This is a genomic window from Dactylosporangium sp. NBC_01737 (genome assembly GCF_035963215.1).
In the GTDB taxonomy this organism is placed as follows: domain Bacteria; phylum Actinomycetota; class Actinomycetes; order Mycobacteriales; family Micromonosporaceae; genus Dactylosporangium.
Window position 1 is genome coordinate 3,926,385 of record NZ_CP109153.1, and the last position, 25,522, is coordinate 3,951,906.

A 25,522-nucleotide genomic window follows, 5' to 3' on the forward strand; every position below is an offset into this window, starting at 1 on the left:
CGGAGAGTACAAGATTTCATGAATATTCGTAACCGTGATAGTTAAGCTTTTGGTCGCGAATCGGCAACGGTAGGTCACCGGGCATGATTTGTGGCGTGTATGAGCTCGACGTGATCGCCGACGACAGCCTCGGGCGCTTCGTCGCCCGGTGGTACGGGCTGCCCGACCGCCCCCGCCAGCCCCTCGACCAGCCCGGCGTCCCCGACCTCCTGCCGGAGCCCCTCGCCGAGTGGCACCGGGTCGCGGCCCGGTACTCGCTGCCGCTCAGCCGCGACCACGTGATGATCGGCCCGGCCGACCTGGTCGAGTCCGGCGGCCTCGTCCGCTTCTGGGTCGGCGCCGAGGACTGGTACTCGTACACCCCGGGCGCCGCCGACCCGCTCGTGGTCGAGAACGACACGGTCGGCACCGGAATGCCGCTGTCGCGGTTCCTGGTGTACGCGGCCGTGTACGAGGCGACGTACACCCCGCTGCACGGCCTCGTCTACATGTCACCGACCCCCGACGAGCTGCGCCAGGTCCGGCTGCGCCTGCGCGAGCTGGACGATCCGCTGTGGCGCTGGCCGGAGCCGGGCACCCGGTACTACGGCGACGACGACCTGCTAGGCCACCTCGGCCCGGACCGGATCGTCCTGGCCGCCCGCCACCGCGACGCCCTCGGCCGCTTCGACGGCCTCGGCCTGCCGTGGGACTGGGACACCAGGACCGTGTGACGGGTCCGAGCCGACACGAGCCCTGTGAGACCGGCCGGAGTCGACACCGTCGTGCGACCGGCCCGAGCCGACACAAGCGCTGTGAGACCGGCCGGGGCCGACATCGCCGTGCGACCTGCCGGAGCCGATCGCACGGACCGCGTGGCAGACCCGAGCCGGCACGAGGGCCGCGTGACCCGCCCGACCCCATGCCGGGACCGCGTGACCGGCCCGAGCCGACGCGCAAGGACCCTCTGCGGGCGGCGGGAGCCGTGCGACCCGGTCTGCGCCAGCACGAGGGCCGGTGCGACCCGCCCGGGCCGACACCAGGACCGTGTGACAGGCGACGTCGTCGGGTCCGCAACCGGACCCGGCGATGAGAGCGGCCCTGCGCCGGTGGTGCCGGGCCGTTCTCCTTGCACCGTACTCCTGCCGTCCTAATTGACCTTGAGCCGCGTTACCGGCCGGTCACCGAAGGTCAGGGGACGTGCACCAGCATCGCGCAGACGTCCTCGTCGTCGGGGAGGTTGAGGCTGGTGATGAGGTGGGTCACGACGGCGTCGAAGTCGCTGAGGTCGACGTGTTCGCCGGCGCGGCGGACCAGGTCGAGGCCACCGCCGCGGCGGCGGTCGACGCGGGCCTGGCCGCCGGTGTAGAGCAGGACCCGGTCGCCGGGCTCCAGGGCCACCGTCGTGTCGGTGTACCGCATCTCGGTGACCTCGCCGAGCGGCAGGCCCAGCGGCCCGGACAGCACGGTGCCCTGGCCCGCCGCGGTGTAGCGGATCGGGGCGACCTGCCCGGCGGCGGCCCAGCGCAGCTCGCGGGTAGCGGGGGAGTAGCGGGCCACGACGAGGCAGGCGGTGTGCTCGACCTCCATCGCGCACAGCATGCCGTTGACGGCGCTGAGGATGTCGCCGGGTGTCATGTCCAGGGCCGCATAGGCGCGCACTGCGTACCGCAGCCGCGCCGCCGTCGTCATCGAGGACAGGCCGCGGTCGTCGACGTCGCCGAGGACCAGGATCGTGCCGCCGTCGGGCAGGGACGTCGCGTCGAACCAGTCGCCGTCGACGGTGCCGACGCGCTCGGGGGAGCGGCAGTGGCCGCAGATCTCGACGCCCTCCATGTGGCCGAGCTCGGGGTCGGTCGGCAGGAGCGCCTTCTGCAGCGCCTGCGCGGCGCGGCGTTCGTCGGCGAGGCGGTGCCGCTGCGCGGCCAGTGCCTCCTCGGCGCGGCGGAGCCGGGCCTCGATCGCGCGCTCCTCGGTGACGTCCTGGACGGTGCCGCGCACGGCGGTGACGTTGCCTGCGTCGTCGAAGAGCGGCTCGGCGGTCAGCCGCAGCCGGCGGCCGTTGACCCGGCCCGCGCCGCGGACCTCGGCGAGCAGGTGCTTGCCCTCCACGACGGTGCGGCGTACCGCATCCTGCACGGCGAGCAGGTCGTCGGCGTGGACGCTGGCGGTGAGCTCGTCGACGGGGACGCGGGCGGCGTCGCGGCCGCCGTGGAAGAGCCGGATCAGCTCCGGCGAGCAGCGCGGCTCGGGGTCGCGCAGCTCCCAGCAGAACGAGCCGACACCGGCGATCCGCTCCGCCTGCAGCAGCTGGTCGTAGAGCAGGTCGGCCTCGGTGGCGATCCGCCACACCGCGAACACCCGGTCCCACAGGCGCACGGCGTGCACGGAGATGGTCTGCGCCGCCGGTACGCCGTCGGTGCGCGGGTCGGCACGCAGCCCTTCCAGGCGGCGGGGCTGGCCGTCCTGCAGCATCCGGGCGAACTCCGGCAGCAGGGTCGCGCTGCCCAGCGTCGGATACGCCGCCAGCAGTGTCGCCTCGTCGGGGTCGACCCGGGCGGTGGCGAAGACCTGCCGTGCCATGACGTTGGCGTACTCGACGCGGAAGTCGACGAGCTGGCCGTCGACGGTGACGGGGGACAACAGCGCCGCGGGGTTGTGCAGCACGTCCACGACCGTCGGCAGCCACACCTGCGCCGGGGCGGCCTGCGCGCTCTCCTCGCCCTCGACGTGGAACCAGGCGCTGGCGATCTCGTCGCCGATGAGCGTGTCGATCTGCCGGGCGACCGGCTCCAGCAGCGCCGCCACGTACCGCCGCAGCTCGTCGCTGTCGGGCAGGCCGTCGGCCCAGCTCATGATGATCGCGCCGAGGACCCGCTCACCGGAGATCAGCGGCGAGGCGAGGACGGTGTCGCCGCTGAACGGCAGCTGGTCCATGACCGGGAACCGGCGGGTGACCTCGCCGCCGCCGACGAGCCAGATGGTCTCGACCTCCTGGACGGCGACGACCAGCGGCAGCGCCGGGTCCGGGGGGATCCGCGACCAGCGGCTGCGGACCTCACCGGGGATGCCGAACGCGCCGACGGCGCGCTGCGCACCGTCCGGGTCGAGCAGCGTGATCATGATCGCGGTCGGTGCCGGCCATGCGGTCGGTGCGGTGCCGAGGACCTCGGCGATCTCGTCGTACCCGCGTGCCGAGGCGATCCGGGCGCTGAGCAGCTGGTGCTGCGACTGCAACGCCTCGACCTCGGGGGGGCGGCTGGCCCGGCGGCGGGGTTTCCCGGCGGCCGGGGCCGGCATGTCGGAGGCCGGGGCGGTCCTGGTCCGGCTCCGCGCGACGTGCTGACGCAGCTCGTCGTCGATGAGATTCACCACATCGGGCGCGTCCGGGTCGGGGGACGTGGTGCCGACGATCGCGGCGGCGACCTCGATCAGCTTGATGTTGGTGCGCTGCGACAACCGGACCAGCTGGTCGAACCCCTGGTCGGGGCTCACCCCGAGCCGCTCCACGAGCACACCCTTGGCCTGCTCGATCACGGCACGGTTGCGCATCGCGGTGCGGACGCCGGTGAGCTCGGCGCGCAGCTTGGCGACGAGCGCGGCGAGCGCCTCGGCCGGTTCGGCGCTGCCGCCCTCGGCGGGCGCCTGCCCAGGCGCCTGCACAGCCGGCTCGGCACCCGGCCGACCAGTGCCCGACGGCTTGGCCACCATGCCCTCCACATCCTCGCCCCGTGCTGCCGCACGACCAGCGTCCATACCTGCGTTCATACCCGTGTCACCCGAGCCGGTTGCGACTCGACCGTTGATGTTTACCACCATCCTGCCCGGGTAGGGGCGTTGGCAGGTCAGCGCAGTCGGCCACGTGGAGGTGCGCGCAGTGCAACAGGCATCTTCGTCGCGGGCGGGTGCGGGTTGAGGATCGCGATCGTGTCCGTGCACGCGAGCCCCCTGGCGCTCGGGGGTTCGGGCACCGGTGGCCAGCACACCCACGTCACCGCCCTCGCCGAGACCCTCGGGCGGCGCGGGCACGACGTGCGGGTCTACACCCGCCGTGCCGCCGCGGCACCCGACGACGTCGTCAGGACCGAGGGCGGCATCACCGTCGAGCACGTGCCCGCCGGGCCCGCCGAGGACCTGCCCGTCGACGCTCTGCTGCCGCACGTCGGTGACTTCGGCCGGTGGCTCGCCGCGCACTGGCGCGACGACACGCTCCGCCCGGACGTCATCCACGGCCACTTCTGGCTCAGCGGCCTCGCCGCCCTCACCGCCACCGCCGAGCACCGCATCCCGGTCGTGCAGACGTACCACGGTCTCGGCACGGTCAAGCGGCGCATGCTCAAGGAGCACGACAGCAGCCCCGAGTCGCGCATCGGTCTGGAGCGCACCCTCGGCACGATGGTCGACCGGGTCGTCGCGCAGTGCGAGGACGAGGTCACCGAGCTCGGCCGGCTGGGCATCCGCCGCTCCGACACCGTGATCGTGCCGTCCGGCGTCGACGGTGAACGGTTCGCGCCGAGCGGCCCCCGCGCCGATCACCTGCGCCCCGGCATGCGCCGGATCCTCAGCGTCGGGCCGCTGGTGCCCCGCAAGGGCTTCGCCGACCTCGTCGAGGCGCTGCGCCGCGTCCCGGGCGCCGAACTCGTCGTCGTCGGCGGGCCGGCACCGGACCGGATCGACCGTGACCCCGAGGCGCGCCGGCTGATGGAGTTCGCGGACCGGTGCGGCGTCGGTGACCGCGTCAGGCTCGTCGGTGCTGTCCCGCAACACGAACTGCCCGGCTGGTACCGCTCGGCCGACGTGCTCGCCTGCGCGCCCTGGTACGAGCCGTTCGGCCTCACGCCCCTCGAAGCGATGTCGTGCGGGGTGCCGGTCGTCGCGTACGAGGTCGGCGGCATCGCCGAGAGCGTCATCGACAACGTCACGGGTCTGCTGGTGCCGCCCCGGGACGTGCCGGCGTTGGCGGGCGCGCTGCGGGGGCTGCTCGGCGACGAGGTGCGCCGGATGAGCTACGCCAGCGCCGCGATCGACCGGGTGCGCTCCCGGTACACCTGGGAACGGACCGCTGCCGACGTCGAACGGATCTACCGGGCGGTGACCGGGGAGGGCGCCGCGACCGGTGACGCCGAGGCCGACACCGACGCGGACGCCGACGACGAGGCGCTCACCGACGTCACTTCGTAACCTTGTCATCACAGGGTGGTAGGCGTACGTTTGTATGACCCGCAACATCAGCTGAACAGCTGATCGGCGCGATCGTCAAACAGCCGCGATCGCCGGTGGCGGGAGCGCGCCGGACGCTCGAGACCAGGGCGTCATCTGGCGACATCCTCACGTGGCCCGCCGCCCGCATCCGTGGTGGACGGCCATGCAGCAGGCAGGGGGATCCCCCATGACCGTCACCGCCCATCGTCCCGTGGCCAAGTCCGCCCGCCGTCCGGCCGCGAAGCCCACCGCTCCGGTCGCAGCCCCGGCCACCGCTCCGGTCGTCGCGCAGTGCGTCGAGCCCGTCCCCGCCGTCCGTGCCCCCGCCCCCGCCCCCGTCCCCGCTCCCGCCCGCGGCCGGGTCAGTCACCGGGACGTCGAGGTCGAGGCGCAGGCGCTGCTGCAGCTCCTGCCCGGCCTTCCCGCCGGCAGCCCCAGCCGGGAGCGCACCCGCGCCCGGCTCATCGAGCTGCACCTGCCGCTCGCCGAGTACCTCGCCCGCCGGTTCCGCAACCGTGGCGAACCCCTCGACGACCTCGTCCAGGTCGCCAACGTCGGGCTCATCAAGTCCGTCGACGGCTACGACCCGTCCCGCGGTGCCGCGTTCACCAGCTACGCCATCCCGATGATCGTCGGGGAGCTCAAGCGGTACTTCCGTGACAAGGGCTGGGACGTGCGCGTGCCCCGCCGCCTGCAGGAGCTGCGCCTGGAGATCTCGAAGATCTCCGGTGACCTCGCGCAGGAGCTCGGCCGTTCACCGACCGTCGCCGACCTGGCGAAGAAGCTCGGCGTGAGCGAGGAGGACGTCATCGAGGGCATCGAGTCCGGTCACGCGTACCGGGCCCTGTCCATCAACGCGCCGGCCAACGGCGAGGAGGCCGGCGCCGAGCTCGCCGACCTCCTCGGCGGCGTCGACCAGGACCTTGAGGCCGTCGACGACCGGGAGTCGCTGCGGCCGATCATCGCCCAGCTGCCGGAGCGCGAACAGAAGATCATCGCGATGCGGTTCTTCGGCAACATGACGCAGACACAGATCGCCGACCGGCTCGACATCTCCCAGATGCACGTGTCCCGGCTGCTCGCCCACGCCCTGACCCACCTGCGCGGCGCCCTGGTGACGCCGCTCTGACCTGCACGACCGTCAGCCGGCGACACGGCGGTCAGGCCGGTCGGAGTCAGGCCGGCGTGAGGACCGGGGCCAGCTGGTACACGTTGTACGCCTGCTTGATCACCGGGTGGGCGACGTTGCGGACGGGAACACCGCCGGGCGTCGTCCCCCGCTCGGATCCGGCGTGCGCGTGGCCGTGCAGCGCGAGCCCGACCGCCGGCGCCGAGTCGATCGCCTGCGCGAGCAGGTACGAGCCGAGGAACGGGTAGATCTCCAGCGGCTCACCCAGCAGCGTCTCCGGCACCGGCGAATAATGCGTCAACGCGATCCGCACGTCGCACTCCAGCTCCGCCAGGGAGACCCCGAAGCATTCCGCCAGCTCCCTGCTGTGCCGGGTGAACGCCTTCATCTCCGGCTCGCCGAACTCGCTGGCGCACGCACCCGCGAACCCACCGCCGAACCCCTTCGTCCCGGCGACGCCGACCCGCACGTCACCGACCCGCAGGACGGTGCCGGAGCACTCCAGGACGGTGATCCCGCCGTCCTCGAGGACCTTCGTCACCTCGGCCGGTTGGTCGCAGTGGTAGTCGTGGTTGCCGAGGATCGCGATCACCGGTACGGCCAGGCCGCCGAACTCCTGGGCCACGCACCGCGCCTCGTCGGCTGTGCCGTGCCGGGTCAGGTCGCCGGCGAGCAGCAGCATGTCGGCCTTGTCGCCGAGGTGTTCCAGGGCCGGGCGGTACCGGCCGAGGACGTCGGCGTCGAGGTGGACGTCGCCCACCGCGGCGACTCTGACACCACCACTGACACAACCGTAGGACGTCATAGTTCCTCCACGTCGTGCGGCTCGTGGACCCTGGTGAGCCCGATGTTGCAGCGCACCGGCAGCTCCGGGAACGCCTCGGCGATGACCTGGCAGATCAGGTCGCGGCGTTCGGTGCTTTCCACCTCGCCGACGAGGCTGACCCCCTCCTCGGTACGGACCACCCGGATGCCTTGTTCGGCGATGCGCGCGTCTTCGATCAGCAACTGGTGCAACTCGCTCTCGACGTGCTGGTCAACGATCATCAGTGCCTCCTCACAGGGAAGCGGCGAGAGCGCTGGTCTCGTCCAGCGACATGACGCCGAGGCGGTCGATCAAGAACAGGAAAGCATGCGCGTACGGGGAGTGTGCCGTTTCCCGGTAGACGCGGGGCCAGTCGATCTGCTCGCGCAGTGACCGCGCGACCGGCAGCCCGCGGGCGTAGTCGCAGTAGTGCGCCGACCACGTCAGCACCTTGTGGATCATCAGCTCGGTCGCGGACAGTACCGGCATGTGGCACGCGTTGACGGCGATCACATCGGTGTCCGCGAGGGTCGCGTCCGTCACCGGCCGCTGCACCGGGCAGAAGATGAAGTCGATGAGGTTGTCGTCGTCCCACGCCTTCACCAGCCAGCCCTCGGGCGGTACCTCACCGCGGAACCCGACCTCCGCGAGGGCCGTGAGCACCCGTTCGGCGTCCTCGGCCTTGATCAGGAAGTCGATGTCGTGGTCCACCGACTCGCCGCCGCGCGCGTAGACCGCGAAACTGCCGGCCAGGCAGAACGGGATGCCCGAGTCCTTCAAGTGGAACGCCGCCCGCTTGAGCGTGGCGATGAGCGGCTGCCTGTCCTCCGGAACTGCCATGAACAGTGGCTTACCCGTCAGGTCATTCCGTCACACGCACCGATTGCGGCAGCCGCGGGAAGAGTTCCGTCTCCTCCTCCTGCACGTGCTCTCGGACGGCCTCCAGCAACGCGGCCAGCAGCAGCCCGAACTGGGGGTCGACGTCGTTGAGCTCGGTGAGCCGCGCCACGAGGTCGTCGATGCGGTGGTGCTCGGCGGCCTCGTACTCGGCGAGCTCCGCCGGCAGGTGCGCGTGCAGCAGCCGCTCCTCCGTCGCCGTGTGCGCGGCCAGCATGGTGATCGCGGCGTCGAGGGCGGTGCGGCGCGCCGCCGGTGACCCTGCCGTCTCGATATCGGCGAACAGCGACTCGAGCCGGCGATGGTCGGCGACGAGCAGGTCGACGAGGTCCTGCTCCATGGTCAGCTCCCCAGATTCCGTGGCTCAGGCAAGCGTTGGCGTACCCGGCGCGCCACCCGGCTAACCGTCATGCAGCAGACTTGATCGATATCGGCGTGGCGGGCTTCCGCGGGGGTTGGCACGTGTGTTCGAATGTCTCCCCATGGAGCGAAGGAAGCACTGGTGGAACGGCACCTGGGGGCGGCTCGCCCGCCGCGACGTCTATCTGTTCGAGGATGCCGGCCACTGGTGGGTCGAGTCCCGTGAGGGCGGCGCCGACGGGCGCGCCCGCACCTACGAGTTCGACGCCGAGGAGCCCGCGATGGACTGCGTCTCCGGCCTGCTCGCCCAGCCCGGCGACTGGCGGGAGCTGCGCTGAGCCCGTCGGTGCTCGGTGCGCAACGAATCGCCGTATTATGCGCTGACTAGACAATGAAAGTGCGGCAAGAAGCAAACTTCCGCAATGGAACGCCGGGCCCGGCGGGCCTACGTTTGAGCGCATGAGCCGTCGCTACCTGATGTGTCGACCCACGTACTTCGCCGTTGACTACGCGATCAACCCCTGGATGGACCCGACCGCGCCCGTCGACGCCGACCTCGCCGTCGCACAGTGGACCCGGCTGCACGAGCTCTACCTGTCCCTCGGCCACACCGTCGACCTCATCGACCCCGTCCCCGGCCTGCCCGACATGGTGTTCGCCGCCAACGGCGCCACCGTCGTGGACGGCAAGGTCTACGGCGCCCAGTTCCGCCACCCGGAGCGCGCCGACGAGGGCCCCGCCTACCTGGCGTGGTTCGAACACAACGGCTTCGACGTCCACGCGGCCAAGAGCGTCAACGAGGGCGAAGGCGACATCCTCCTCGCCGGCGAGCACCTGCTCGCCGGCACCGGCCTGCGCACCGAGCTCGCCGCGCACGCCGAGGCCCAGGAGCTGTTCGGCCGGCCCGTGATCACCCTGCAACTGGTCGACCCGCGCTACTACCACCTCGACACCGCGCTCACCGTCCTGTCACCGACGAACGTCGCCTACTACCCGGGTGCCTTCTCGCCCGGCAGCCAGGCGGTGCTGCGCCGCCTGTACCCCGACGCCGTCATCGCCACCGCCGCCGACGCCGCCGTCCTCGGCCTCAACGCGGTCAGCGACGGCCACCGCGTCGTCCTGCCGTCCGCTGCCACCCGTCTGGCCGGAGCGCTAGCGTCGAAAGGGTTCCAGCCGATGCCGGTCGACGTGTCCGAACTGCACAAGGCCGGCGGCGGACCGAAGTGCTGCACGCTGGAGGTGCGCGCATGACCACCGCTGTTTCCGGTCAGACCGGCCACTTCATCGATCAGGCCGAGCGCTGGACCGCGCACAACTACCACCCGCTGCCGGTCGTCCTCGCCTCCGGTGAGGGCGCCTGGGTCACCGACGTCGACGGCCGCCGCTACCTGGACTGCCTCGCCGGCTACTCCGCGCTCAACTTCGGCCACCGCCACCCGGCGCTCATCGCCGCCGCACACGCCCAGCTGGACCAGATCACGCTGACCAGCCGCGCGTTCCTGCACGACCAGTTCGGCCCGTTCTGCCAGGAGCTCGCCGAGCTGTGCGGCAAGGACCTCATCCTGCCGATGAACACCGGCGCCGAGGCCGTCGAGACCGCGATCAAAGTCGCCCGCAAGTGGGGCTACAAGGTCAAGGGCGTCCCCGACGGCCAGGCCACCATCGTCGTGGCCGCCGACAACTTCCACGGCCGCACCACCACGATCATCAGCTTCTCCACCGACCCGGACGCCCGTGCCGACTATGGCCCGTACACGCCCGGGTTCCGGATCGTGCCGTACGGCGACCTGGCCGCCCTCGCCGACGCCCTCGACGACACCACCGTCGCCGTGCTCATCGAACCCATCCAGGGCGAGGCCGGCGTCCTCGTCCCGCCCGCTGACTACCTGCCCGGCGTCCGGCAGCTGTGCACGTCCCGCAACGTGCTCTTCGTGGCCGACGAGGTCCAGTCCGGCCTCGGCCGCACCGGCGAGACGTTCGCCTGCTCCGGCGTCATCCCCGACGTGTACGTGCTGGGCAAGGCCCTCGGCGGCGGCATCGTGCCCGTGTCGGCGATCGCGGCGAACCAGGACATCCTCGGCGTCCTGCGCCCCGGCGAGCACGGCTCCACGTTCGGCGGCAACCCCCTCGCGTGCGCCGTCGCCCGCGCCGTCATCGAACTGCTGAACACCGGCGAACCCCAGGCCAACGCCAGGCTCGTCGGCGCCCACCTGCACGAGCGGCTCAACGCCCTCGTCGGCCACGGCCTCACCGCCGTCCGCGGCCGCGGCCTGTGGGCCGGCATCGACATCGACCCCGCGCTGATGACGGGCCGGCAGGCCTGCGAGGCTCTGATGCACCGCGGCGTCCTGGCGAAGGACACGCACGGCTCGACGCTGCGCCTGGCCCCGCCGCTGCTGGTGACGAAGCAGGACGTGGACGTCGCCGTCAACGCGCTGGCCTCCGCCCTGAAGGCGGCGTAGGCCGTGGAGCCGCGGGTCGCGCGCCGGACCCCGCTCCCGAGGCCCGTGTGCTCAGGTGCGGTGGAACAGCCGGCCGAACCAGCCGCGGTGCTCGGGTGGCGCGGCCGGCTCGGGCTCGTGGAACGGGCACGCCGTCGGCTCGTCCGGGACCTGCGGCACGACCGGTGAGCGCCCCCGCCGGCCGAGTTCGCGGGCGTCGGTGTCCAGGTAGAAGGCGGGTCGCTGGTCCGCCTCGTGGTAGTACCGGTGGAAGACGCCGGTCGCCGCGCCGCTCATCGGCGGGACGATCCAGCTCCAGTCGGCGGGGGTCTCACGGCCGGCGCGCTCCTCGCTGGCGATGTGGGCGAGGAAGCGCTCCGACTCGCTGTGGTGGTCGCTGATGCGGGCGCCCGCCTGGTCGAAGGACCACAGCACGGCCCGGTTGAGTTCGAGCAGGGCACCGTCGCGCCACAGGGAGCGTTCGGTGCTGGTGTCCAGGCCCATGCGCTCGGCGATGACCGGCAGCAGGTTGTAGCGGTCGGCGTCGGCGAGGTTGCGGGCGCCGATCTCGGTGCCCATGTACCAGCCGTTGAACGGGGCGATGGGGTAGTCGACGCCGCCGATCGTGAGGCGCATGTTGGAGATGGCGGGGACGGCGTGCCAGCGCAGGCCGAGCTCGGCGAACCAGCGCAGCGTCGGGTGTTCGATCGGCACCTCCCAGACCGCGGATTCGGGCAGGTCGTAGAGGTTGACGTCGCCGCCGGGGCCTTCGATCGCGATGGGGAGCACGTCGAAGGGATTGTCGGGTTTGCCGCGCCAGCCGTACTGCTGCAGCGTCTCGGTGAACTGGGTGTAGCGGGGGTCGCCGACGGTCGTGCCGGCGTGGGGGCCTTCGGCGTGGCGGTGGCCGGCGTAGCGGATGAGCTGCTCGTTCCACAGGCGGGAGCCGTCGCGGCCGGGGACGTGCTGGGCGAAGACGGAGATGACGGGGCGGATCACGTTGCGTTCGCGCTGGCCGGCGAGGCGCAGGTGGCGCACGAGCTCCTCGAAGATCTCGTCGGGGGCGCCGATCTTGCGCAGGTCACGCACGACCAGGCTGCGCCAGTAGAGCCGGCCGATGCAGCGGCTCGCGTTGCGCCACGCCACCCGGCAGCCGAAGACCAGCTCGGCGTACGTGTGGGTGTAGGTGCCCGTCTCGGCGATCTCGTCGGTGATGCGCGCGAGCCGTTCGCTGATGTCGCCTCGTTGTGGGTTCTCCCGGTAGTACTGGTCGAGGAAGTCCTCTGCCTCCCGAGGATCCACGGGCATGTGCGGATCCCACTGCTGACCTGGCATGTCACGGTATCCAGGCACGCTCACACTGACCTCCCAACGCCGACGGGGGTTCCCAGGGGGTAATTCCGACGCGGCAAGGAGTTCATGTTGGGTGCCTCACACCCGCCAGAGTCGCACAACGTGTGCGCTCTGTGTCGGTGAGTCAGCGATGCAAGATGCAAAACGACAGGGGCACTCTGGCCGAAAGTACGACCGGAGTGCCCCTGGCCTCGGGAACGCGGAACGCTATCCCGAGGCCACGCGCCGCAGCCTGGCCAGGTACGTCTGGGCGACGACGACCAGCGCGATGAACGCCCCGCTGATCACCGTCTGCCAGGCCGACGTGACCCCGCCGTCCTGGTTGATCAGGTTCTGGATCACCTGGAGCAGCAGGACGCCGGCGATGGTGCCCCCGATGGTGCCTGCGCCGCCGGTCAGGAGGGTCCCGCCGATGACGACGGCGGCGATCGCGTCGAGCTCCATGCCGGTGCCCAGGACGGTGACGCCGGAGCCGAGCCGGGCCGCGTTGATCGCCCCGGCGAGCCCGGCGAGCAGCCCGGACAGCACGTAGACCCGGATCTGGGTGCCGCGGATCCGCACCCCCATCAGCCGGGCCGCGTCCTCGCTGCCGCCGATCGCGTACACGGACTGGCCGAAGCGCGTGCGGTACAACGCGACCATGCCGACCGCGAAGAGCACGACGACCAGGTACACGGGGTATTTGACGCCGAGCAGCTCGCCCTTGCCGAAGTCCTTGAACGCGCCGGGGTCCACGAGGTACGTGGTGCCGCCCTCGTCGGACAGGGCGAGCATGAGTCCCCGCGCGCCGAGCAGCCCGGCGAGGGTCACGATGAACGGCGCGAGCCTCGCGTAGGCGATGACGAGCCCCTGTACCAGCCCGAACAGCCCGCACACGGCGAGGGGCACGGCGAACGCGGCCGCGATGCCGTACTGCGACGCCCACGCGGCGAGGACCCCGCCGAGGACGTAGAGCGAGCCGACGGACAGGTCGATCCCGCCGGTGATGATGACGAAGGTCATGCCGAGCGCGATCAGCGCGGCCGGCGCGGCCGAGATGAGGATGGTGCCGGCGTTGTCGACGCTGCGGAAGTTGTCGTACGCGACGAGGCCGGCGACGAGCACGATGCCGAGGACCGCGAGGGCGCCCTGGCGCTGGACGAGCTCGACGATGCGTTCGGTGCGCAGCGAGGCCGCCTCGGCCTTCTCGAGCTGTGGTTCGGCGACGAGCGTCATCGGGTCCTCCGTTCGCGGGCCGTGTAGACCGCGACCAGGATGATGACCGCCTGGACCATCTGGGCGGTCGAGTCCTTCAGGTTGTTGGCGATCATCGTCGCGGTCAGCAGCTGCATGAGGAACGCGCCGGCGACGGTGCCGAGGACGCGGACCTTCCCGCCCGTGAGGGGGGTGCCGCCGACGACGACGGCGGTGATCGCGGACAGCTCGATGAGCAGGCCGATGCGGGACGCGTCGGCGGAGCCGATCCGCGACACCTGGATCACGCCGGCGACGGCGGCGAGGACCGCGGCGATGACGTAGACGGTGATCAGGACCCGGCGCACGGGGACGCCGGCGAGCTGCGCGGCGGCCCGGTTGTCGCCGACGGCGAGCAGCCGCCGGCCGAACACGGTGCGCCGCACGACGAACCCGACGACGACGGCGAGGACGGCGGCGATCCACACCGTGTAGGGCACGCCGAGGACCGCGTCGGTGCCGATGGCGAGGAAGTCCTTGTCGCGGATGTCCTTGTACTTGCCGTCGGACAGCACCAGGGCGACGCCCCGCCCGGCGACGAGCATGGCGAGGGTCGCCACGATCGGTTGCAGGCCGACGAACGCGACGAGGCTGCCGTTGACGAGGCCGACGAAGACGCCGCCGAGGACCGCGAGCAGGATCGCCGGGAGCATCCCGTAGCCGAGGTACAGGGGGATGAGTGCCGCGCCGAGCGCCATCACCGAGCCGACGGACAGGTCGATGCCCTCGGTGCCGATGACCAGGGCCATGCCGAGCGCCACGATGACGACCGGGGTGACCTGGACCAGCTGGATGCGCAGGTTGTTCCAGGCGAGGAAGTTGTCGGTCCAGACGACGTTGAACAGCACGAGGAGGGCGAGGGCCACGTAGACCCCGTACAGCGGCAGCAGCCGGCGGACGGCGGCGCCGTTGAAGGCCGGAACGGTGGCGGTGGTCATGAGGCCGCCGTCGCGATCACGTTCATCAGATGCTCCGTAGTCACTTCGTCGCCGCGCAGCATGCCGGCAACGGCGCCGTCGCGCAGCACGACCACACGGTCGGAGCCCTCGATGAGCTCCTCGGCGTCGGAGGAGACGAGCACGACGCCGAGTCCTTCGGCGGCGAGCTCGTCGATGAGCGCCTGGACCTCCGCCTTCGCGCCGACGTCGATGCCGCGGGTGGGTTCGTCCAGCAGCAGCACCTTGGGCCCGGTCGCGAGGAGCCGGGCGAGGAGGACCTTCTGCTGGTTGCCGCCGGACAGGTCGCCGACGCGCTGGTGCGGGCTGGAGGCCTTGATCCGCAGGCGTTGCATGAACGTCTCGACGATCTTGTCGATCTTGCGTTCGGAGACGACGCCGGCGGTGGACAGCCGGGGCAGGACGGCCAGGGCGATGTTCTCCCGGACGGACAGGCCCAGGGCGATGCCTTCGGCCTTGCGGTCCTCGGGTTGCACGGCGATGCCGGCCTTGAGGGCGGCGACCGGGTTGGGGCGGCGCAGGACCTTGCCGTCGATCTCGACGGTGCCGCGGTCCAGCGGCAGCGCCCCGGCGACGGCCTTGATGGTCTCGCTGCGCCCGGCGCCGAGCAGGCCGCCGAGGCCGACGACCTCGCCGGGGAGCACCTCGAAGCTGACCCCGGTGAGCTTGTGCCGGCTGGTGAGGTCGCAGGCGCGCAGCACGGGCCGGCTGTCGGCGGTGGCGTGCTCGCCGGCGAAGCTGGTGAAGCCGGCCTTGCGCACGTCGGACATCGGCCGGCCCAGCATGTGCGAGACGAGCTGCAGCCGGTCGAGGTCCTTGATGCGTCCGGTGTGCACGAGCCTGCCGTCGCGCAGGACGGTGACGCGGTCGCAGATGCGGTACAGCTCGTCGAGGCGGTGGCTGACGTAGATGATGCCGACGCCCTGGTCGTGGAGGCGCTGGATGACGCCGAAGAGCGTCTCGACCTCGCGGGGTTCCAGCGAGGACGTCGGCTCGTCCATGACGACGACGCGGGCGTCGACCATGACGGCGCGGGCGAGGGCGACCATCTGCTGCGCGCCGAGCGCCATGAGGCCCAGCGGGCGGCGCACGTCGGAGGTGATGCCGTAGCCGGCGAGGATCCCGGTGGCCTCCCGGTTCATCCGGGCGACGTCGACGAGGCCGAGCCGGTTGCGCGGTTCGCGGCCGAGGAAGAGGTTGCGCGCCACGCTCATCAGCGGGACGAGGTTGACCTCCTGGTAGATGGTCGAGATCCCGGCCGCCTGCGCGTCGAGCGGGCCGTGGAACGTGACGGGCCGCCCCAGGTGCCGCAGGTCGCCGCCGTCGGGCTGGTAGACGCCGGTGAGGACCTTGATGAGGGTCGACTTGCCGGCGCCGTTCTCACCGACGAGGGCGTGCACCTCGCCGGCGCGCAGGGTGAACGAGACGTCGTCGAGGGCGCGCACCCCCGGGAACTGTTTGCTGACGCCGAGCACTTCGAGCAGCGGCGCGTCCGGAGCGGACATGCGAGGGGTCCCATCTAGAAAGCAGCGTTCTTGAAAGCAGAGCCCAGGCCGGGACATCCCCGACCTGGGCTCTGTGGCAAACAGTCAGCTGCAGCGGGTCAACGGGTCAGTACGCGAGGCCCAGGTCGGCCGCGGCGTTGGCCGAGTCGTACTCGCGGTCGGAGATGATGATGTTCTCCGCGATCGCCTCGCCGTTGAAGAACTTGGTGGCGGTGCCGAAGGCGAGCGGGCCGAAGCGCGGGTTGGACTCGATGACCGAGTAGATCCAGCCGTCGACGATGCCCTGGACGGCGCCCTTGGTGCCGTCGATCGTCACGATCTTGACGTCGCCGGCCTTCTTGGTGGCGCCCTTCAGCGCGGTGATCGCGCCGAGGGCCATCTCGTCGTTCTCGGCGTAGATGCCGTTGATGCCGGGCTTGGACTGCAGCAGCTGCTCGGAGACCTTCTGGCCCTCCTCGCGGGAGAACTGCCCGGTCTGCTCGAACTCGATCTTGATGTTCGGGGCGACCTTGGCGATCTGCTCCTTGAACCCGTTGGTCCGCAGCGTGGTCACGTTGTTGCCGGGGGCGCCCAGCAGGATCGCGACGGTGCCGGTGTTGTTCAGGGCCTTGGCCATCTTGTCGGCGGCGCGCTTGCCCTGCTCGTAGAAGTCGGAGCCGATGAACGTCAGGAAGTCGGTGCAGTGCTTCGCGTTGATCTTCCGGTCGATGGTGACGATCGGGATCTTCTTCGCGGCCGCCTTCTGGAACACCGAGTCCCAGCCGTCGGAGTTGAGCGGCGCGATGACGAGCAGCTGCACGCCCTGGTCGATCAGGGTGCTGACGTCGGTGATCTGCTTGTCGAACTTCGAGTCCGCGTTGGTCACCTTCAGGTTGGCCGCCGGGATGCCCAGCTTCGCCGCCTCGTCCTTGATGGACTGGGTCTCGGCGATGCGGAACGGGTTGGCCTCCTTCTCCGACTGGGAGAAACCGATGGTGGCCGTCTTCAGGTCGACCTTCTGGCCGCCGAACTGCGTCAGGGTGCAGGTCGAGCCTCCGGCGGCGGCGGACTTCGTCGTCTGCACCGCGGCGGAGCTGTCGGCGGTCGTCTTCGCGGCCGGGTCGTCCTCGGACTTCGCGCAGCCGGTCATCAGCAGGGCGGAGGCGCTGAGAACGGCCAGGGCGGGCCGCCAGCGGCCACGCATATCGATCATCTCGGTCACTCCCTTGAGCGGAGGGGTGGACCGCGGCGCGAGGTGCGCCGCGTTGGGGCGTACCGCATTCACTCATCCTCCAACTTTTTCTGTCAAGAGTTTCCACCCAGCCACCCAAAACCAAACAACAACTGTCACATGTTCGAGACCTTGGCGAGGTTGTCCCAACATCGCGGCGATCGATCGTGTTCAACCGCTGGCGGGTATGCCACAATATTCAACACTTTCGATCTTCTCGACCCTGGGAGCTTGGATGGACCGAAATCCCCGGGCGTTGAGGCGCGTCCTCACCGCCGCCGCCACGGCGCTGCTCGTATCCACGTTCATCACTTCAGTTGGGACGGGACCGGCGGCCGCCACCGCCACCCCGGCGCCCGGCCCCGTTGCGGCACCCGTCATGGGCTGGAACAGTTGGAACAGGTTCGGTTGTAACATCGACGAGAACCTCATCAAGGCGACCGCCGATGCCATGGTGAGCACCGGGCTGCGCGCGTCCGGCTACACGTACGTCAACATCGACGACTGCTGGATGGCGCCGACCCGTGACGCGCAGGGCCGCCTGCGCCCCGACCCGGTCCGCTTCCCCGGCGGGATCGCCGCCGTCGCCGACTACGTGCACGCCCGCGGGCTCAAGCTCGGCATCTACTCCTCGGCGGGCACCGCCACCTGCCAGGGACTGCCGGCCAGCCTCGACCACGAGACCGTCGACGCGCAGACCTGGGCGTCGTGGGGCGTCGACCTGCTCAAGTACGACAACTGCAACAACCAGGGCCGCCCCGCCGCCGCCCGGTACAAGGCGATGGGCGACGCGCTGAAGGCCACCGGCCGGCACATCGTCTACAGCATCTGCAACTGGGGCGACGACGCACCATGGGAGTTCGCGCCGAACGTGGGCGGCAGCCTCTGGCGCACCACCGGCGACATCAACGCCAGCTGGGGCAGCGTCACCTCGCTGCTGGACCAGCAGGCCGGCCTGGAGACCTTCGCCCGCAAGGGCTACTACAACGACCCCGACATGCTCGAGGTCGGCAACGGGCCGCTGACCCAGGACGAGAACATCGCGCACTTCTCGCTGTGGGCGCTGCTGTCCTCGCCGCTGCTGCTCGGCAACGACCTGCGCAGCGTCCCCGCCGCCACGCTCAACGTGCTGCGCAACGCCGACGTCATCGCCGTCAACCAGGACTGGGGCGGCTCACAGGGCCGGCGCGTCGCCGACAACGGCGACACCGAGGTGTGGGCGAAACCGATGAGTGACGGCTCCGCCGCGGCGGTGCTGTTCAACCGTGGTGGATCGGCCACCACCGTGTCCACGACCGCCGCGGCACTCGGACTCGGCGGCTCCACCTCGTACACCACGAAAAACCTCTGGACAGCAGCCACCGGAAGCACGGCAGGAACGCTGTCGGCGACCGTGCCACCGCACGGCGTCGCCATGTTCCGGGTCACCCGCGCCGGGACCCTGGCGGCCCCACCGGCCGCCGGCACGCTCCAGGTGAGCGACCTGCCCTGGCTCGCCTCCAGCGGCGGCTGGGGACCCGTGGAACGCGACCGCGCCAACGGTGAACAGGCCGCCGGGGACGGCGCGGCGCTGAACATCGGCGGCACCGCGTTCACCAAGGGCATCGGCGGGCACGCCGACGCCGCCGTGCACGTCTACCTCGGCCGGGCCTGCCGCACGTTCACCGCCCAGGTCGGCGTCGACGCCGAGGCCGGCACCAACGGGTCGGTCCGGTTCGCGGTGTACGGCGACGGCCGGCTCCTCGGCTTCACCGGCGTGAAGACCGGCGGGCAGGCGCCGACCAGGCTGACCGTGTCCACCGGCGGCTACCTGACCCTGGAACTGCGGGCCACCGACGCCCGTGACGGCATCGCCTACGACCACGCCGACTGGGGAGCACCGACCCTCGTCTGCGGCGGCAGCGGCGCCGGTACGGCCGTCAGCGACCGCACCTGGGGCACAGCCGTGAACGGCTGGGGACCCGCCGAACGGGACACCTCCAACGGCGAGCAGGCCACCGGCGACGGCAGCCTCATCACCGTCGGCGGGGTCAGCTACCCCAAGGGCGTCGGCGTCCACGCCGCCGGCGACCTCAGCGTGCCGCTGGGCGGGGCGTGCAGCAGGTTCACCGCCGTCGCCGGCATCGACGCCGAGGTCGGCACGTCCTCGACCGGTGTCGTGTTCAGCGTCGTCGCCGACGGTGTCACGCTGTGGACCAGCCCGACCGTGACCGCGGCGGCCCCCGCCGCCGTCGACGTCGCCGTGGCCGGGCGCAGCACGCTGCGCCTGGTCACCGCGGGCGCCGGCTCCATCGACTTCGACCACGCCGACTGGGCCGACGCACGGCTCATCTGCTGATCAGCCGCCGACCTGGTACGTCCCCCGCCCAGGGGTGACCACGAAGGTGTCGGGAGGCGTGAAGCCCTCAACGGCGAACGCCTCCCGCACCGCCGCCTCCACCGCGTCGCACGCGCCCTCGTCGACCAGCGCCAGCACGCAGCCGCCGAAGCCGCCGCCGGTCATCCTGGCGCCGTGCGCGCCGTGCTCCAGGGCCACCCGCACCGCCGTGTCGACCTGCGGCACCGTGATCTCGTAGTCGTCGCGCATCGACGCGTGCGACGCCGTCATCAGCGGCCCCGCCGCGCGCAGGTCACCGGCGCGCAGCACGGCGACCGTGTCCAGCACCCGCTGGTCCTCGGTCACCACGTGCCGGACCCGGCGGCGCGTCGTGTCGTCGTCGAGCTTGGCCAGGGCGTCGGGCAGCGCGTCCACGTCGATGTCGCGCAGCGCCGCCACCCCCAGGACCCCGGCGGCCTCCTCACAGGCCTTGCGGCGGGCCGCGTACTCCCCGTCGACGTGCGCGTGCGGCGCCTTGCTGTCCACGACCAGGATCTTCAGCCCGGCCGCGGCGAGGTCGAACGGCACCTGCTCGGTCGCGAGGGACCGGCAGTCCAGGAACAGGGCGTGGCCCTGCTGGCACAGGGTCGACGCGGCCTGGTCCATGATGCCGGTCGGCGCGCCCACGTACTCGTTCTCGGCGCGCTGCGCCAGCCGCGGCCGGTCCCGCATCGGCAGGCCGGTGCCGCCCAGGCCGGCGAGGTCGGCCAGGACCGCCATCGTCGCGCACTCCAGGGCCGCCGAGGAGGACAGCCCAGCGCCGAACGGCACATCGGAGGCGATGTTGAGCTCCGCGCCCGGCACGTCGACGCCCGCCTCGCGCAGCACCCACACCACGGCGGCGACGTACGCGGCCCAGCCCTCGACCTTCGCGCTCAGGTCCGCGAGGTCGAACGTGACCGTCTCACCGGTCTGCTCCGACGTGACGACCCAGCGCCTGTCCGTCCGCCGGGTGCCGCTGACCGCGGTCGCGTGCGGCAGCGCGAACGGCAGCACGAACCCGTCGTTGTAGTCGGTGTGCTCGCCGATGAGGTTGACCCGGCCAGGGCTCACCCAGAGGCTCTCGCCGGGCTCCAGACGCTCCGCCGCCGTTGTCACAGCCGGACCTCCCGCAGCATCTCGGCGGCCTGCTCCGGCCGCACGTCGTTGACGAACACACCCATGCCGGACTCGGATCCGGCGAGGTACTTGAGCTTGCCCGGCGCCCGGCGGGTGCTGAACAGCTGCAGGTGCAGGTATGCCAGGTGCCGGTCGACGCGCACCGGGGCCTGGTGCCAGGCGGAGATGTAGGGCATCTGCAGCCCGAACATGCCGTCGAGGCGGCGCAGCACCTCCAGGTAGATCGGGGCGAACGCGTCGCGCTCGTCCGCGCCCAGCGCCGGCAGGTCCGGCACCTGCCGGTGCGGGTACAGGTGGACCTCGAACGGCCAGCGGGCCACCGCCGGCACGAACGCCGTCCAGTGCGCGTTGCCCGCCACCACCCGCGACCCGTCGGCACGCTCGGCGGCCAGCACGTCGGCGAAGAGGTTGCCGCCGGGGCGTTCGCTGCCGTACGCGCGGGCCGACGCGAGCATCCGGCGGGTCCGCGGCGTGACGAACGGGTACGCGTAGATCTGCCCGTGCGGGTGCGACAGCGTCACGCCGATCTCGGTCCCGCGGTTCTCGAAACAGAAGACCTGCTCGATGTCGTCGCGGGTCGACAGGTCGGCGGTGCGGTCCGCCCACGCCTCCATTACGGTGCGGACCCGGGCCTGCGACAGCGACGCGAACGACACGTTGTGGTCCGAGGTGAAGCAGACCACCTCGCAGCGGCCCGCGCCCGGCCGGGTCGGCACCAGGCCCGGCAGGATGTCGCCCCGCTCGGGCCCCACCCGGTGGCTGAACGAGGGGAACCGGTTCTCGAACACCACCACGTCGTACTCACCGGCCGGGATCTCGCTCTGCCAGTCCGGTGTGGACGGGCACAGCGGGCACTGGTCGGACGGCGGATGGTAGGTCCTGGACTGCCGGTGCGCGGCGATGGCCACCCACTCATCGAGGATGGGGTCGTGACGCATCTCTGACGCTGCGGGCGGGGGCGGCAGCTCCCGCTGGTCGACGTCGTCGCGGGACGCGTCGTCGCGTTCGTCGAAGTAGATGAGTTCCCGACCGTCGGCGAGGTGGGTGACCGTGCGCTTCACTCGTTCTCCAGTTGGGGTGGCTAACCGTTCGGATCGACCACGATGAGTTCACCGACGCGCTCAGCGAGCTGCACCCGTGCCTCGGCGGGAAGCCCGACGTCGGTGATGAGGATGTCCGCCTCGTCGAGCGGGGTGATGGTCGCGATGCCGACCATCTCCCATTTCGTGTGATCGGCCAGCACGACCAGCCTGCGGGCGGCGGAGACCATCAGGCGGTTGGTGCCGGCCTCCATGAGGTTCGGCGTGGTGAAACCGGTGCGGGGGCTCATGCCGTGCACACCGAGGAACAGCACGTCGACGTTGAGCGAGCCGATCGCCGCCTCCGCGACCGGGCCGGCGAGGGCGTCGGACGGGGTGCGGATGCCGCCGGTGAGCACGACCGTCTGGTCGGGCCGGCCGGCGTGGTACAGGGTGTCGGCGACCGGGATCGAGTTGGTGACGATCGTCAGTCCGGGGACGTCGACGAGATGCGCGGCGAGCGCCGCCGTCGTGGTGCCGGCGGACAACGCCACCGCCGTGTGCGGTTCGATGAGCTTCGCGGCCCGCTCGACGATGGCGGCCTTCTCGTTGCGCTGGCGCACCGACTTGGCGTCGAAGCCGGGCTCCTCGGTGGATCCGGGGCCGGCGATGGTGGCGCCGCCATGCACCTTGTCGACCAGCCCGCGGTCGGCGAGGGCCTCCAGGTCGCGGCGGATGGTCATGTCGGACACGCCGAACTGGCGCACCAACTGGCTCACGCGCACGCCACCGTGACGGCGCACCAGATCCAGAATGGCCGTTTGACGTTGCTGTGCGAGCATCACGCCGTTCCCTTCGCAGGCGCAGCGGCTTGCGCGGCTGCGCGGATGGCAAAACCCATCGCAGATTCCAACGCAGACGTTACGTCGCCAGAGACGGTGTGCACCCCGGTGGCCCGGCCGAAGTTGACGGCCGGGTGGACACCCCCACGAAGGGCGGCTGGGTGCGCTCGCATGCGCTACAGCTTCGAACCTAGCCGACCAGAAGTCAACAAACTCGAACAGAGAACTGTGCGAACGATGTTCAGAAGGGTGTGGTTCCGACCGTGGTCAAACGTTGGGTCGCCCGGGACAACGCCACGTAGAGCGTCCTGAAACCGGTCTTCGCCTCGTCGCGGATCTGCGCCGGCTCGACCACCAGCACCGCGTCGTACTCCATGCCCTTCGAGTCCAGCGCACCGACCGTCTGCAGCCGCCCGTCCCCGGCGAGCTCGTCGACCCATTTCGCGATCTCGTCGCGGCGGGCCGTCGGCGTGATGACGCCCACCGTCCCCTCGACCTGGTCCAGGAGCGTCCGCGCCGCCGCCCGCGTCGCCGCCTCCAGCTCCGGCGCCGTGACGGTGCTCAGCACCGGCTGCTGCCCGGCCGTGCGCACCGCCGTCGGCAGCTCGATGTCCGGCTGCGCCTTGCGGATGACCCGCGCGGCGACCTCGAAGATCTCCGCCGAGTTGCGGTAGTTCGTGGTCAGCGTGAACGCCGAGCGCCGCCGGCTGCCGATCGCGCCGTCCATCGCGCGCTCCGCCTCCGCCGCGTCACCCCACGCCGCCTGCGCCGGGTCGCCCACGATCGTCCACGTCGCGTTGGGCCCGCGGCGGCCGATCATCCGCCACTGCATCGGCGACACGTCCTGCGACTCGTCGACGATGATGTGCGCGTAGTCGCGGTAGTCGGTCGGGCGCTCCACCGCCTGCGCCCGGGCCGCCGCCATCCGGTCCGAGTACGTCGTGACCTCCCGGACCCCGTCGGCGACCTGGAACGGGTCCCGCGCCGCGCGCTTGCGCACCGGCGGGTCCCCGAGCAGCTCGTGCAGCTCGTCCAGCAGCGCCACGTCCTCGACCGACGGGTCGTCGGGGCGGATCGCGCCGGCGAGCACCGCGATCTCCCGGTTGCTCAGCACACCGTTCGCCCAGCGGGACAGCCGGTGACGGTCGGTGAGCCATCCGAGCACCTGCGCCGGGCGCAGCACCGGCCACCAGGCCCGCATGAACGCCACGAACTCGGGGCGCTCGGCGATGTCCGGCGCGAACTCCTCACGCTTCTGCTGCCGCCCCGACGGCAGCAGCTCCACGCTCTGCCGCCACAAGGCGTCCAGCACGTGCCCGGCCGCCTTCGCCCGCGCCGCGTTGCGCCGCACCCCGAGGTTGAGCACCGTGCGGCGCAGGTCGTCCAGCGCGGGGCGCTCCAGGACCAGCAGCTCGCCGCGGTACAGGATGCGCAGCCGGTCCGGCGAGTCAGGGACCGGTCCACGGGCCGCCCGGCTCAGCACCCGCTGCATGCGCAGCGAACCCTTGATCGCCGCGACCTCCGGCGGCTCGTGCCGGCTGCCCTGCACGCCTTCCAGGAGCTGCCCGAGGGAGCGCAGCGACGCGGTGTCCTCACCGAGGGAGGGCAGCACCCGCGACACGTACCCGACGAACACGTCCGACGGGCCGACGACGAGGACCCCGCCCGACTCGTAGCGGTTCCGGTCCGCATACAACAGGTACGCCGCGCGGTGCAGGGCGACCGCGGTCTTGCCGGTGCCGGGCCCGCCGCGCACGATCGTCACGCCCAGGCTGGGTGAGCGGATCGCGTCGTCCTGCTCCCGCTGGATCGTGGCAACGATGTCCTTCATGCCCGTGCCGGTCGCGCGGGACAGATTTGCCAGCAGCGCCCCGTCGCCGATCACCGCCATCTCGCTCGGCGCGGCCTCCGGGTCGAGCAGGTCGTCCTCGATGCTGATGACCTTCTCGTTGCTGCTGCGGATGCTCCGCCGGCGCACGACCCCCATCCGGTCGGCGGGGGTGGCGCGGTAGAACGGCGCCGCCGCCGGTGCCCGCCAGTCCACGACGAGCGACTCGTAGGTCTCGTCGCGCAGCCCGAGCCGCCCGATGTAACGAACCTCACCCCCGGGGACGACCGGATCCGCCGAAGCGGCGTCCTTGCCGTCGCCGGAGCGCCCGTCCGGGCCGAGGTCGAGCCGGCCGAAGACCAGCCCGTCGTGCTCGCTCTCCAGGGCCCGGCGCCGCTTCGCGGCGTGGTAGACCATCGCGTCGCGCTCGACCAGCGCACCGAAGTTACCCACCCTGGCCAGGCTGTAGCCCTCGCGCTCCACCTCGGCGGCCGTGATCCGCAACTGGTCGAGGCGGGTGTAGACCCGGACAAGGTATGCCTGCTCGGCGGCGATCTCCGACTCGCGAACCGCGTCGTTCAACGCCCCACCCCTAGCACCCGGGTTGAAAAAACAACCCTACGAGCCTACTTCACGGCGTGGGTGCCGGCGTTTTCTCGGCTTCCTCGCGCAACGCCCGGGCCTCCGCGGCCGCCTTGCGGCGCAGCCACACGGTCGTGGCAAGGCCCGCGACGACCGCCGCGGCCAGGGCGATCCAGGAGAAGTCCTTCAGCCACTTCTCCGCCGCCTGCCCCACGTAGTAGATCGCGAAGACGGTGCCGAACGCCCAGGTCAGACCACCGAGGGCATTCGCGGCCAGGAACTTGCCGTAGGGCACGCGCAGCGCGCCCGCGAGGGGCCCGGCGAGGATGCGCAGCAGCGCGATGAACCGGCCGAAGAACACCGCCCACACGCCCCACCGCTGGAACGCGCGCTCCGCCTTCGCCAGGTGCGCCGGCCCGAAATGCTTCGGGAACCGCCGCCCGACCCGCTCCAGGAGGTGCCGCCCGCCGCGCCGGCCGATGAAGTAGCCGATCGAGTCGCCGATAATCGCGCCCGCGGACGCCGACCCGGCCACCAGCCACGGGTCGATCCTCGTCGTCACCGACAGCAGCGACGCGGTGACGAGCGTGATCTCGCCAGGCACTGGGATCCCCATGCTCTCGATCCCGATCACACCGCCGACCAGCAGATAGACCCAGACGGGCGAAAGGGTCGCCATCCACGT

At 71.4% G+C, this 25,522-nt stretch carries 23 protein-coding genes; 7 read left to right on the forward strand and 16 right to left on the reverse strand.

The genetic code is table 11. The features are described from left to right. Positions 1-95: 95 nt before the first annotated feature. Positions 96-713, forward strand: coding sequence for a hypothetical protein (locus tag OHA72_RS17770; protein WP_327008932.1), 618 nt, complete (start codon positions 96-98; stop codon positions 711-713). A gap of 457 nt (positions 714-1,170) precedes the next feature. On the opposite strand, the gene OHA72_RS17775 is transcribed toward OHA72_RS17770, so the two are convergent. After that, complete coding sequence (locus OHA72_RS17775) at positions 1,171-3,735, reverse strand: SpoIIE family protein phosphatase (RefSeq protein ID WP_327008933.1); 2,565 nt, start codon at positions 3,733-3,735, stop codon at positions 1,171-1,173. A gap of 156 nt (positions 3,736-3,891) precedes the next feature. On the opposite strand from OHA72_RS17775, the gene OHA72_RS17780 reads away from it, so the two are divergent. Then, a complete protein-coding gene (locus OHA72_RS17780) occupies positions 3,892-5,160 on the forward strand; it encodes a glycosyltransferase (RefSeq protein WP_442788599.1) in 1,269 nt (422 codons plus the stop codon). 208 nt (positions 5,161-5,368) lie between these two features. Further along, the gene (locus tag OHA72_RS17785) at positions 5,369-6,310 is read left to right on the forward strand and encodes an RNA polymerase sigma factor SigF (RefSeq protein WP_327008935.1); all 942 of its coding nucleotides are present in this window, start codon (positions 5,369-5,371) and stop codon (positions 6,308-6,310) included. A 46-nt stretch (positions 6,311-6,356) separates the two neighbouring features. Here OHA72_RS17785 and OHA72_RS17790 read toward each other — a convergent pair whose 3' ends face one another. Genes OHA72_RS17790 through OHA72_RS17805 form a run of 4 tightly spaced genes read right to left on the reverse strand, consistent with a single transcriptional unit; the run spans position 6,357 to position 8,352 of the window. Next, positions 6,357-7,115 (reverse strand): metallophosphoesterase family protein, encoded by a 759-nt coding sequence (locus tag OHA72_RS17790; RefSeq protein WP_327008936.1) that lies wholly within the window; start codon positions 7,113-7,115, stop codon positions 6,357-6,359. Further along, a complete protein-coding gene (locus OHA72_RS17795; protein ID WP_327008937.1) occupies positions 7,112-7,357 on the reverse strand; it encodes a hypothetical protein in 246 nt (81 codons plus the stop codon). Before OHA72_RS17795 ends, OHA72_RS17790 begins: the two co-directional genes overlap by 4 nt. A 10-nt stretch (positions 7,358-7,367) precedes the next feature. After that, positions 7,368-7,955: a nucleotidyltransferase domain-containing protein gene (locus tag OHA72_RS17800; protein WP_327008938.1), complete on the reverse strand. Its 588-nt coding sequence runs from the start codon at positions 7,953-7,955 to the stop codon at positions 7,368-7,370. 22 nt (positions 7,956-7,977) lie between these two features. After that, on the reverse strand, positions 7,978-8,352 hold the full coding sequence (locus OHA72_RS17805) for a hemerythrin domain-containing protein (protein ID WP_327008939.1): 375 nt from the start codon (positions 8,350-8,352) through the stop codon (positions 7,978-7,980). Between the two features lie 142 nt (positions 8,353-8,494). On the opposite strand from OHA72_RS17805, the gene OHA72_RS17810 reads away from it, so the two are divergent. The 3 genes from OHA72_RS17810 (at position 8,495) to rocD (ending at position 10,834) form a co-directional block, all read left to right on the forward strand. Then, positions 8,495-8,710: a hypothetical protein gene (locus tag OHA72_RS17810; RefSeq protein WP_327008940.1), complete on the forward strand. Its 216-nt coding sequence runs from the start codon at positions 8,495-8,497 to the stop codon at positions 8,708-8,710. A gap of 121 nt (positions 8,711-8,831) precedes the next feature. Then, the gene (gene ddaH, locus OHA72_RS17815) at positions 8,832-9,623 is read left to right on the forward strand and encodes a dimethylargininase (RefSeq protein ID WP_327008941.1); all 792 of its coding nucleotides are present in this window, start codon (positions 8,832-8,834) and stop codon (positions 9,621-9,623) included. Then, positions 9,620-10,834 (forward strand): ornithine--oxo-acid transaminase, encoded by a 1,215-nt coding sequence (gene rocD / locus OHA72_RS17820; RefSeq protein WP_327008942.1) that lies wholly within the window; start codon positions 9,620-9,622, stop codon positions 10,832-10,834. The genes ddaH and rocD overlap by 4 nt, the downstream gene beginning before the upstream one ends. A 51-nt stretch (positions 10,835-10,885) precedes the next feature. Here rocD and OHA72_RS17825 read toward each other — a convergent pair whose 3' ends face one another. The 6 genes from OHA72_RS17825 to OHA72_RS17850 form a co-directional block, all read right to left on the reverse strand. Beyond that, the gene (locus OHA72_RS17825) at positions 10,886-12,121 is read right to left on the reverse strand and encodes a nitric oxide synthase oxygenase (RefSeq protein WP_327008943.1); all 1,236 of its coding nucleotides are present in this window, start codon (positions 12,119-12,121) and stop codon (positions 10,886-10,888) included. 252 nt (positions 12,122-12,373) lie between these two features. After that, positions 12,374-13,381, reverse strand: coding sequence for an ABC transporter permease (locus OHA72_RS17830; protein WP_327008944.1), 1,008 nt, complete (start codon positions 13,379-13,381; stop codon positions 12,374-12,376). Further along, entirely contained in the window at positions 13,378-14,337 is a 960-nt protein-coding gene (locus tag OHA72_RS17835) for an ABC transporter permease (RefSeq protein WP_327008945.1), read from the reverse strand. The genes OHA72_RS17830 and OHA72_RS17835 overlap by 4 nt, the downstream gene beginning before the upstream one ends. Then, entirely contained in the window at positions 14,334-15,860 is a 1,527-nt protein-coding gene (locus OHA72_RS17840) for a sugar ABC transporter ATP-binding protein (protein ID WP_327008946.1), read from the reverse strand. The genes OHA72_RS17835 and OHA72_RS17840 overlap by 4 nt, the downstream gene beginning before the upstream one ends. 106 nt (positions 15,861-15,966) lie before the next feature. Then, positions 15,967-17,052, reverse strand: a complete 1,086-nt coding sequence (locus OHA72_RS17845; protein WP_327008947.1) for an ABC transporter substrate-binding protein — start codon at positions 17,050-17,052, stop codon at positions 15,967-15,969. A gap of 189 nt (positions 17,053-17,241) precedes the next feature. After that, a complete protein-coding gene (locus OHA72_RS17850) occupies positions 17,242-17,523 on the reverse strand; it encodes a hypothetical protein (RefSeq protein WP_327011992.1) in 282 nt (93 codons plus the stop codon). On the opposite strand from OHA72_RS17850, the gene OHA72_RS17855 reads away from it, so the two are divergent. Continuing rightward, positions 17,450-19,408 (forward strand): NPCBM/NEW2 domain-containing protein, encoded by a 1,959-nt coding sequence (locus OHA72_RS17855; protein WP_327011587.1) that lies wholly within the window; start codon positions 17,450-17,452, stop codon positions 19,406-19,408. The genes OHA72_RS17850 and OHA72_RS17855 overlap by 74 nt on opposite strands. Here the strand turns inward: OHA72_RS17855 and galK are convergent, their stop codons facing one another. From galK to OHA72_RS17880, 5 genes are all read right to left on the reverse strand, one after another. Beyond that, positions 19,409-20,545 (reverse strand): galactokinase, encoded by a 1,137-nt coding sequence (gene galK, locus OHA72_RS17860; protein WP_327008948.1) that lies wholly within the window; start codon positions 20,543-20,545, stop codon positions 19,409-19,411. It lies immediately after the preceding gene. Continuing rightward, complete coding sequence (gene galT, locus OHA72_RS17865; RefSeq protein WP_327008949.1) at positions 20,542-21,627, reverse strand: galactose-1-phosphate uridylyltransferase; 1,086 nt, start codon at positions 21,625-21,627, stop codon at positions 20,542-20,544. Before galT ends, galK begins: the two co-directional genes overlap by 4 nt. 20 nt (positions 21,628-21,647) lie before the next feature. Further along, the gene (locus tag OHA72_RS17870) at positions 21,648-22,427 is read right to left on the reverse strand and encodes a DeoR/GlpR family DNA-binding transcription regulator (RefSeq protein ID WP_033362424.1); all 780 of its coding nucleotides are present in this window, start codon (positions 22,425-22,427) and stop codon (positions 21,648-21,650) included. 241 nt (positions 22,428-22,668) lie between these two features. Beyond that, entirely contained in the window at positions 22,669-24,837 is a 2,169-nt protein-coding gene (locus tag OHA72_RS17875; RefSeq protein ID WP_327008950.1) for a HelD family protein, read from the reverse strand. A gap of 49 nt (positions 24,838-24,886) precedes the next feature. After that, on the reverse strand, positions 24,887-25,516 hold the full coding sequence (locus OHA72_RS17880) for a DedA family protein (RefSeq protein ID WP_327008951.1): 630 nt from the start codon (positions 25,514-25,516) through the stop codon (positions 24,887-24,889). Positions 25,517-25,522: the final 6 nt, after the last annotated feature.

What these genes read in the sequence shown, in the direction of transcription:
- OHA72_RS17810 (WP_327008940.1), top strand. Translation starts at nt 8,495, where the DNA reads ATGGAGCGAAGGAAGCACTGGTGGAACGGCACCTGGGGGCGGCTCGCC.
- OHA72_RS17825 (WP_327008943.1), bottom strand. Translation starts at nt 12,121, where the DNA reads ATGCCCGTGGATCCTCGGGAGGCAGAGGACTTCCTCGACCAGTACTAC.
- OHA72_RS17805 (WP_327008939.1), bottom strand. Translation starts at nt 8,352, where the DNA reads ATGGAGCAGGACCTCGTCGACCTGCTCGTCGCCGACCATCGCCGGCTC.
- OHA72_RS17855 (WP_327011587.1), top strand. Translation starts at nt 17,450, where the DNA reads ATGGGCTGGAACAGTTGGAACAGGTTCGGTTGTAACATCGACGAGAAC.
- OHA72_RS17775 (WP_327008933.1), bottom strand. Translation starts at nt 3,735, where the DNA reads ATGGACGCTGGTCGTGCGGCAGCACGGGGCGAGGATGTGGAGGGCATG.
- OHA72_RS17845 (WP_327008947.1), bottom strand. Translation starts at nt 17,052, where the DNA reads ATGATCGATATGCGTGGCCGCTGGCGGCCCGCCCTGGCCGTTCTCAGC.
- OHA72_RS17835 (WP_327008945.1), bottom strand. Translation starts at nt 14,337, where the DNA reads ATGACCACCGCCACCGTTCCGGCCTTCAACGGCGCCGCCGTCCGCCGG.
- OHA72_RS17785 (WP_327008935.1), top strand. Translation starts at nt 5,369, where the DNA reads ATGACCGTCACCGCCCATCGTCCCGTGGCCAAGTCCGCCCGCCGTCCG.
- OHA72_RS17880 (WP_327008951.1), bottom strand. Translation starts at nt 25,516, where the DNA reads ATGGCGACCCTTTCGCCCGTCTGGGTCTATCTGCTGGTCGGCGGTGTG.
- rocD (WP_327008942.1), top strand. Translation starts at nt 9,620, where the DNA reads ATGACCACCGCTGTTTCCGGTCAGACCGGCCACTTCATCGATCAGGCC.
- OHA72_RS17795 (WP_327008937.1), bottom strand. Translation starts at nt 7,357, where the DNA reads ATGATCGTTGACCAGCACGTCGAGAGCGAGTTGCACCAGTTGCTGATC.
- OHA72_RS17850 (WP_327011992.1), bottom strand. Translation starts at nt 17,523, where the DNA reads ATGGCATCGGCGGTCGCCTTGATGAGGTTCTCGTCGATGTTACAACCG.
- OHA72_RS17830 (WP_327008944.1), bottom strand. Translation starts at nt 13,381, where the DNA reads ATGACGCTCGTCGCCGAACCACAGCTCGAGAAGGCCGAGGCGGCCTCG.
- OHA72_RS17870 (WP_033362424.1), bottom strand. Translation starts at nt 22,427, where the DNA reads ATGCTCGCACAGCAACGTCAAACGGCCATTCTGGATCTGGTGCGCCGT.
- OHA72_RS17800 (WP_327008938.1), bottom strand. Translation starts at nt 7,955, where the DNA reads ATGGCAGTTCCGGAGGACAGGCAGCCGCTCATCGCCACGCTCAAGCGG.
- OHA72_RS17790 (WP_327008936.1), bottom strand. Translation starts at nt 7,115, where the DNA reads ATGACGTCCTACGGTTGTGTCAGTGGTGGTGTCAGAGTCGCCGCGGTG.
- ddaH (WP_327008941.1), top strand. Translation starts at nt 8,832, where the DNA reads ATGAGCCGTCGCTACCTGATGTGTCGACCCACGTACTTCGCCGTTGAC.
- OHA72_RS17840 (WP_327008946.1), bottom strand. Translation starts at nt 15,860, where the DNA reads ATGTCCGCTCCGGACGCGCCGCTGCTCGAAGTGCTCGGCGTCAGCAAA.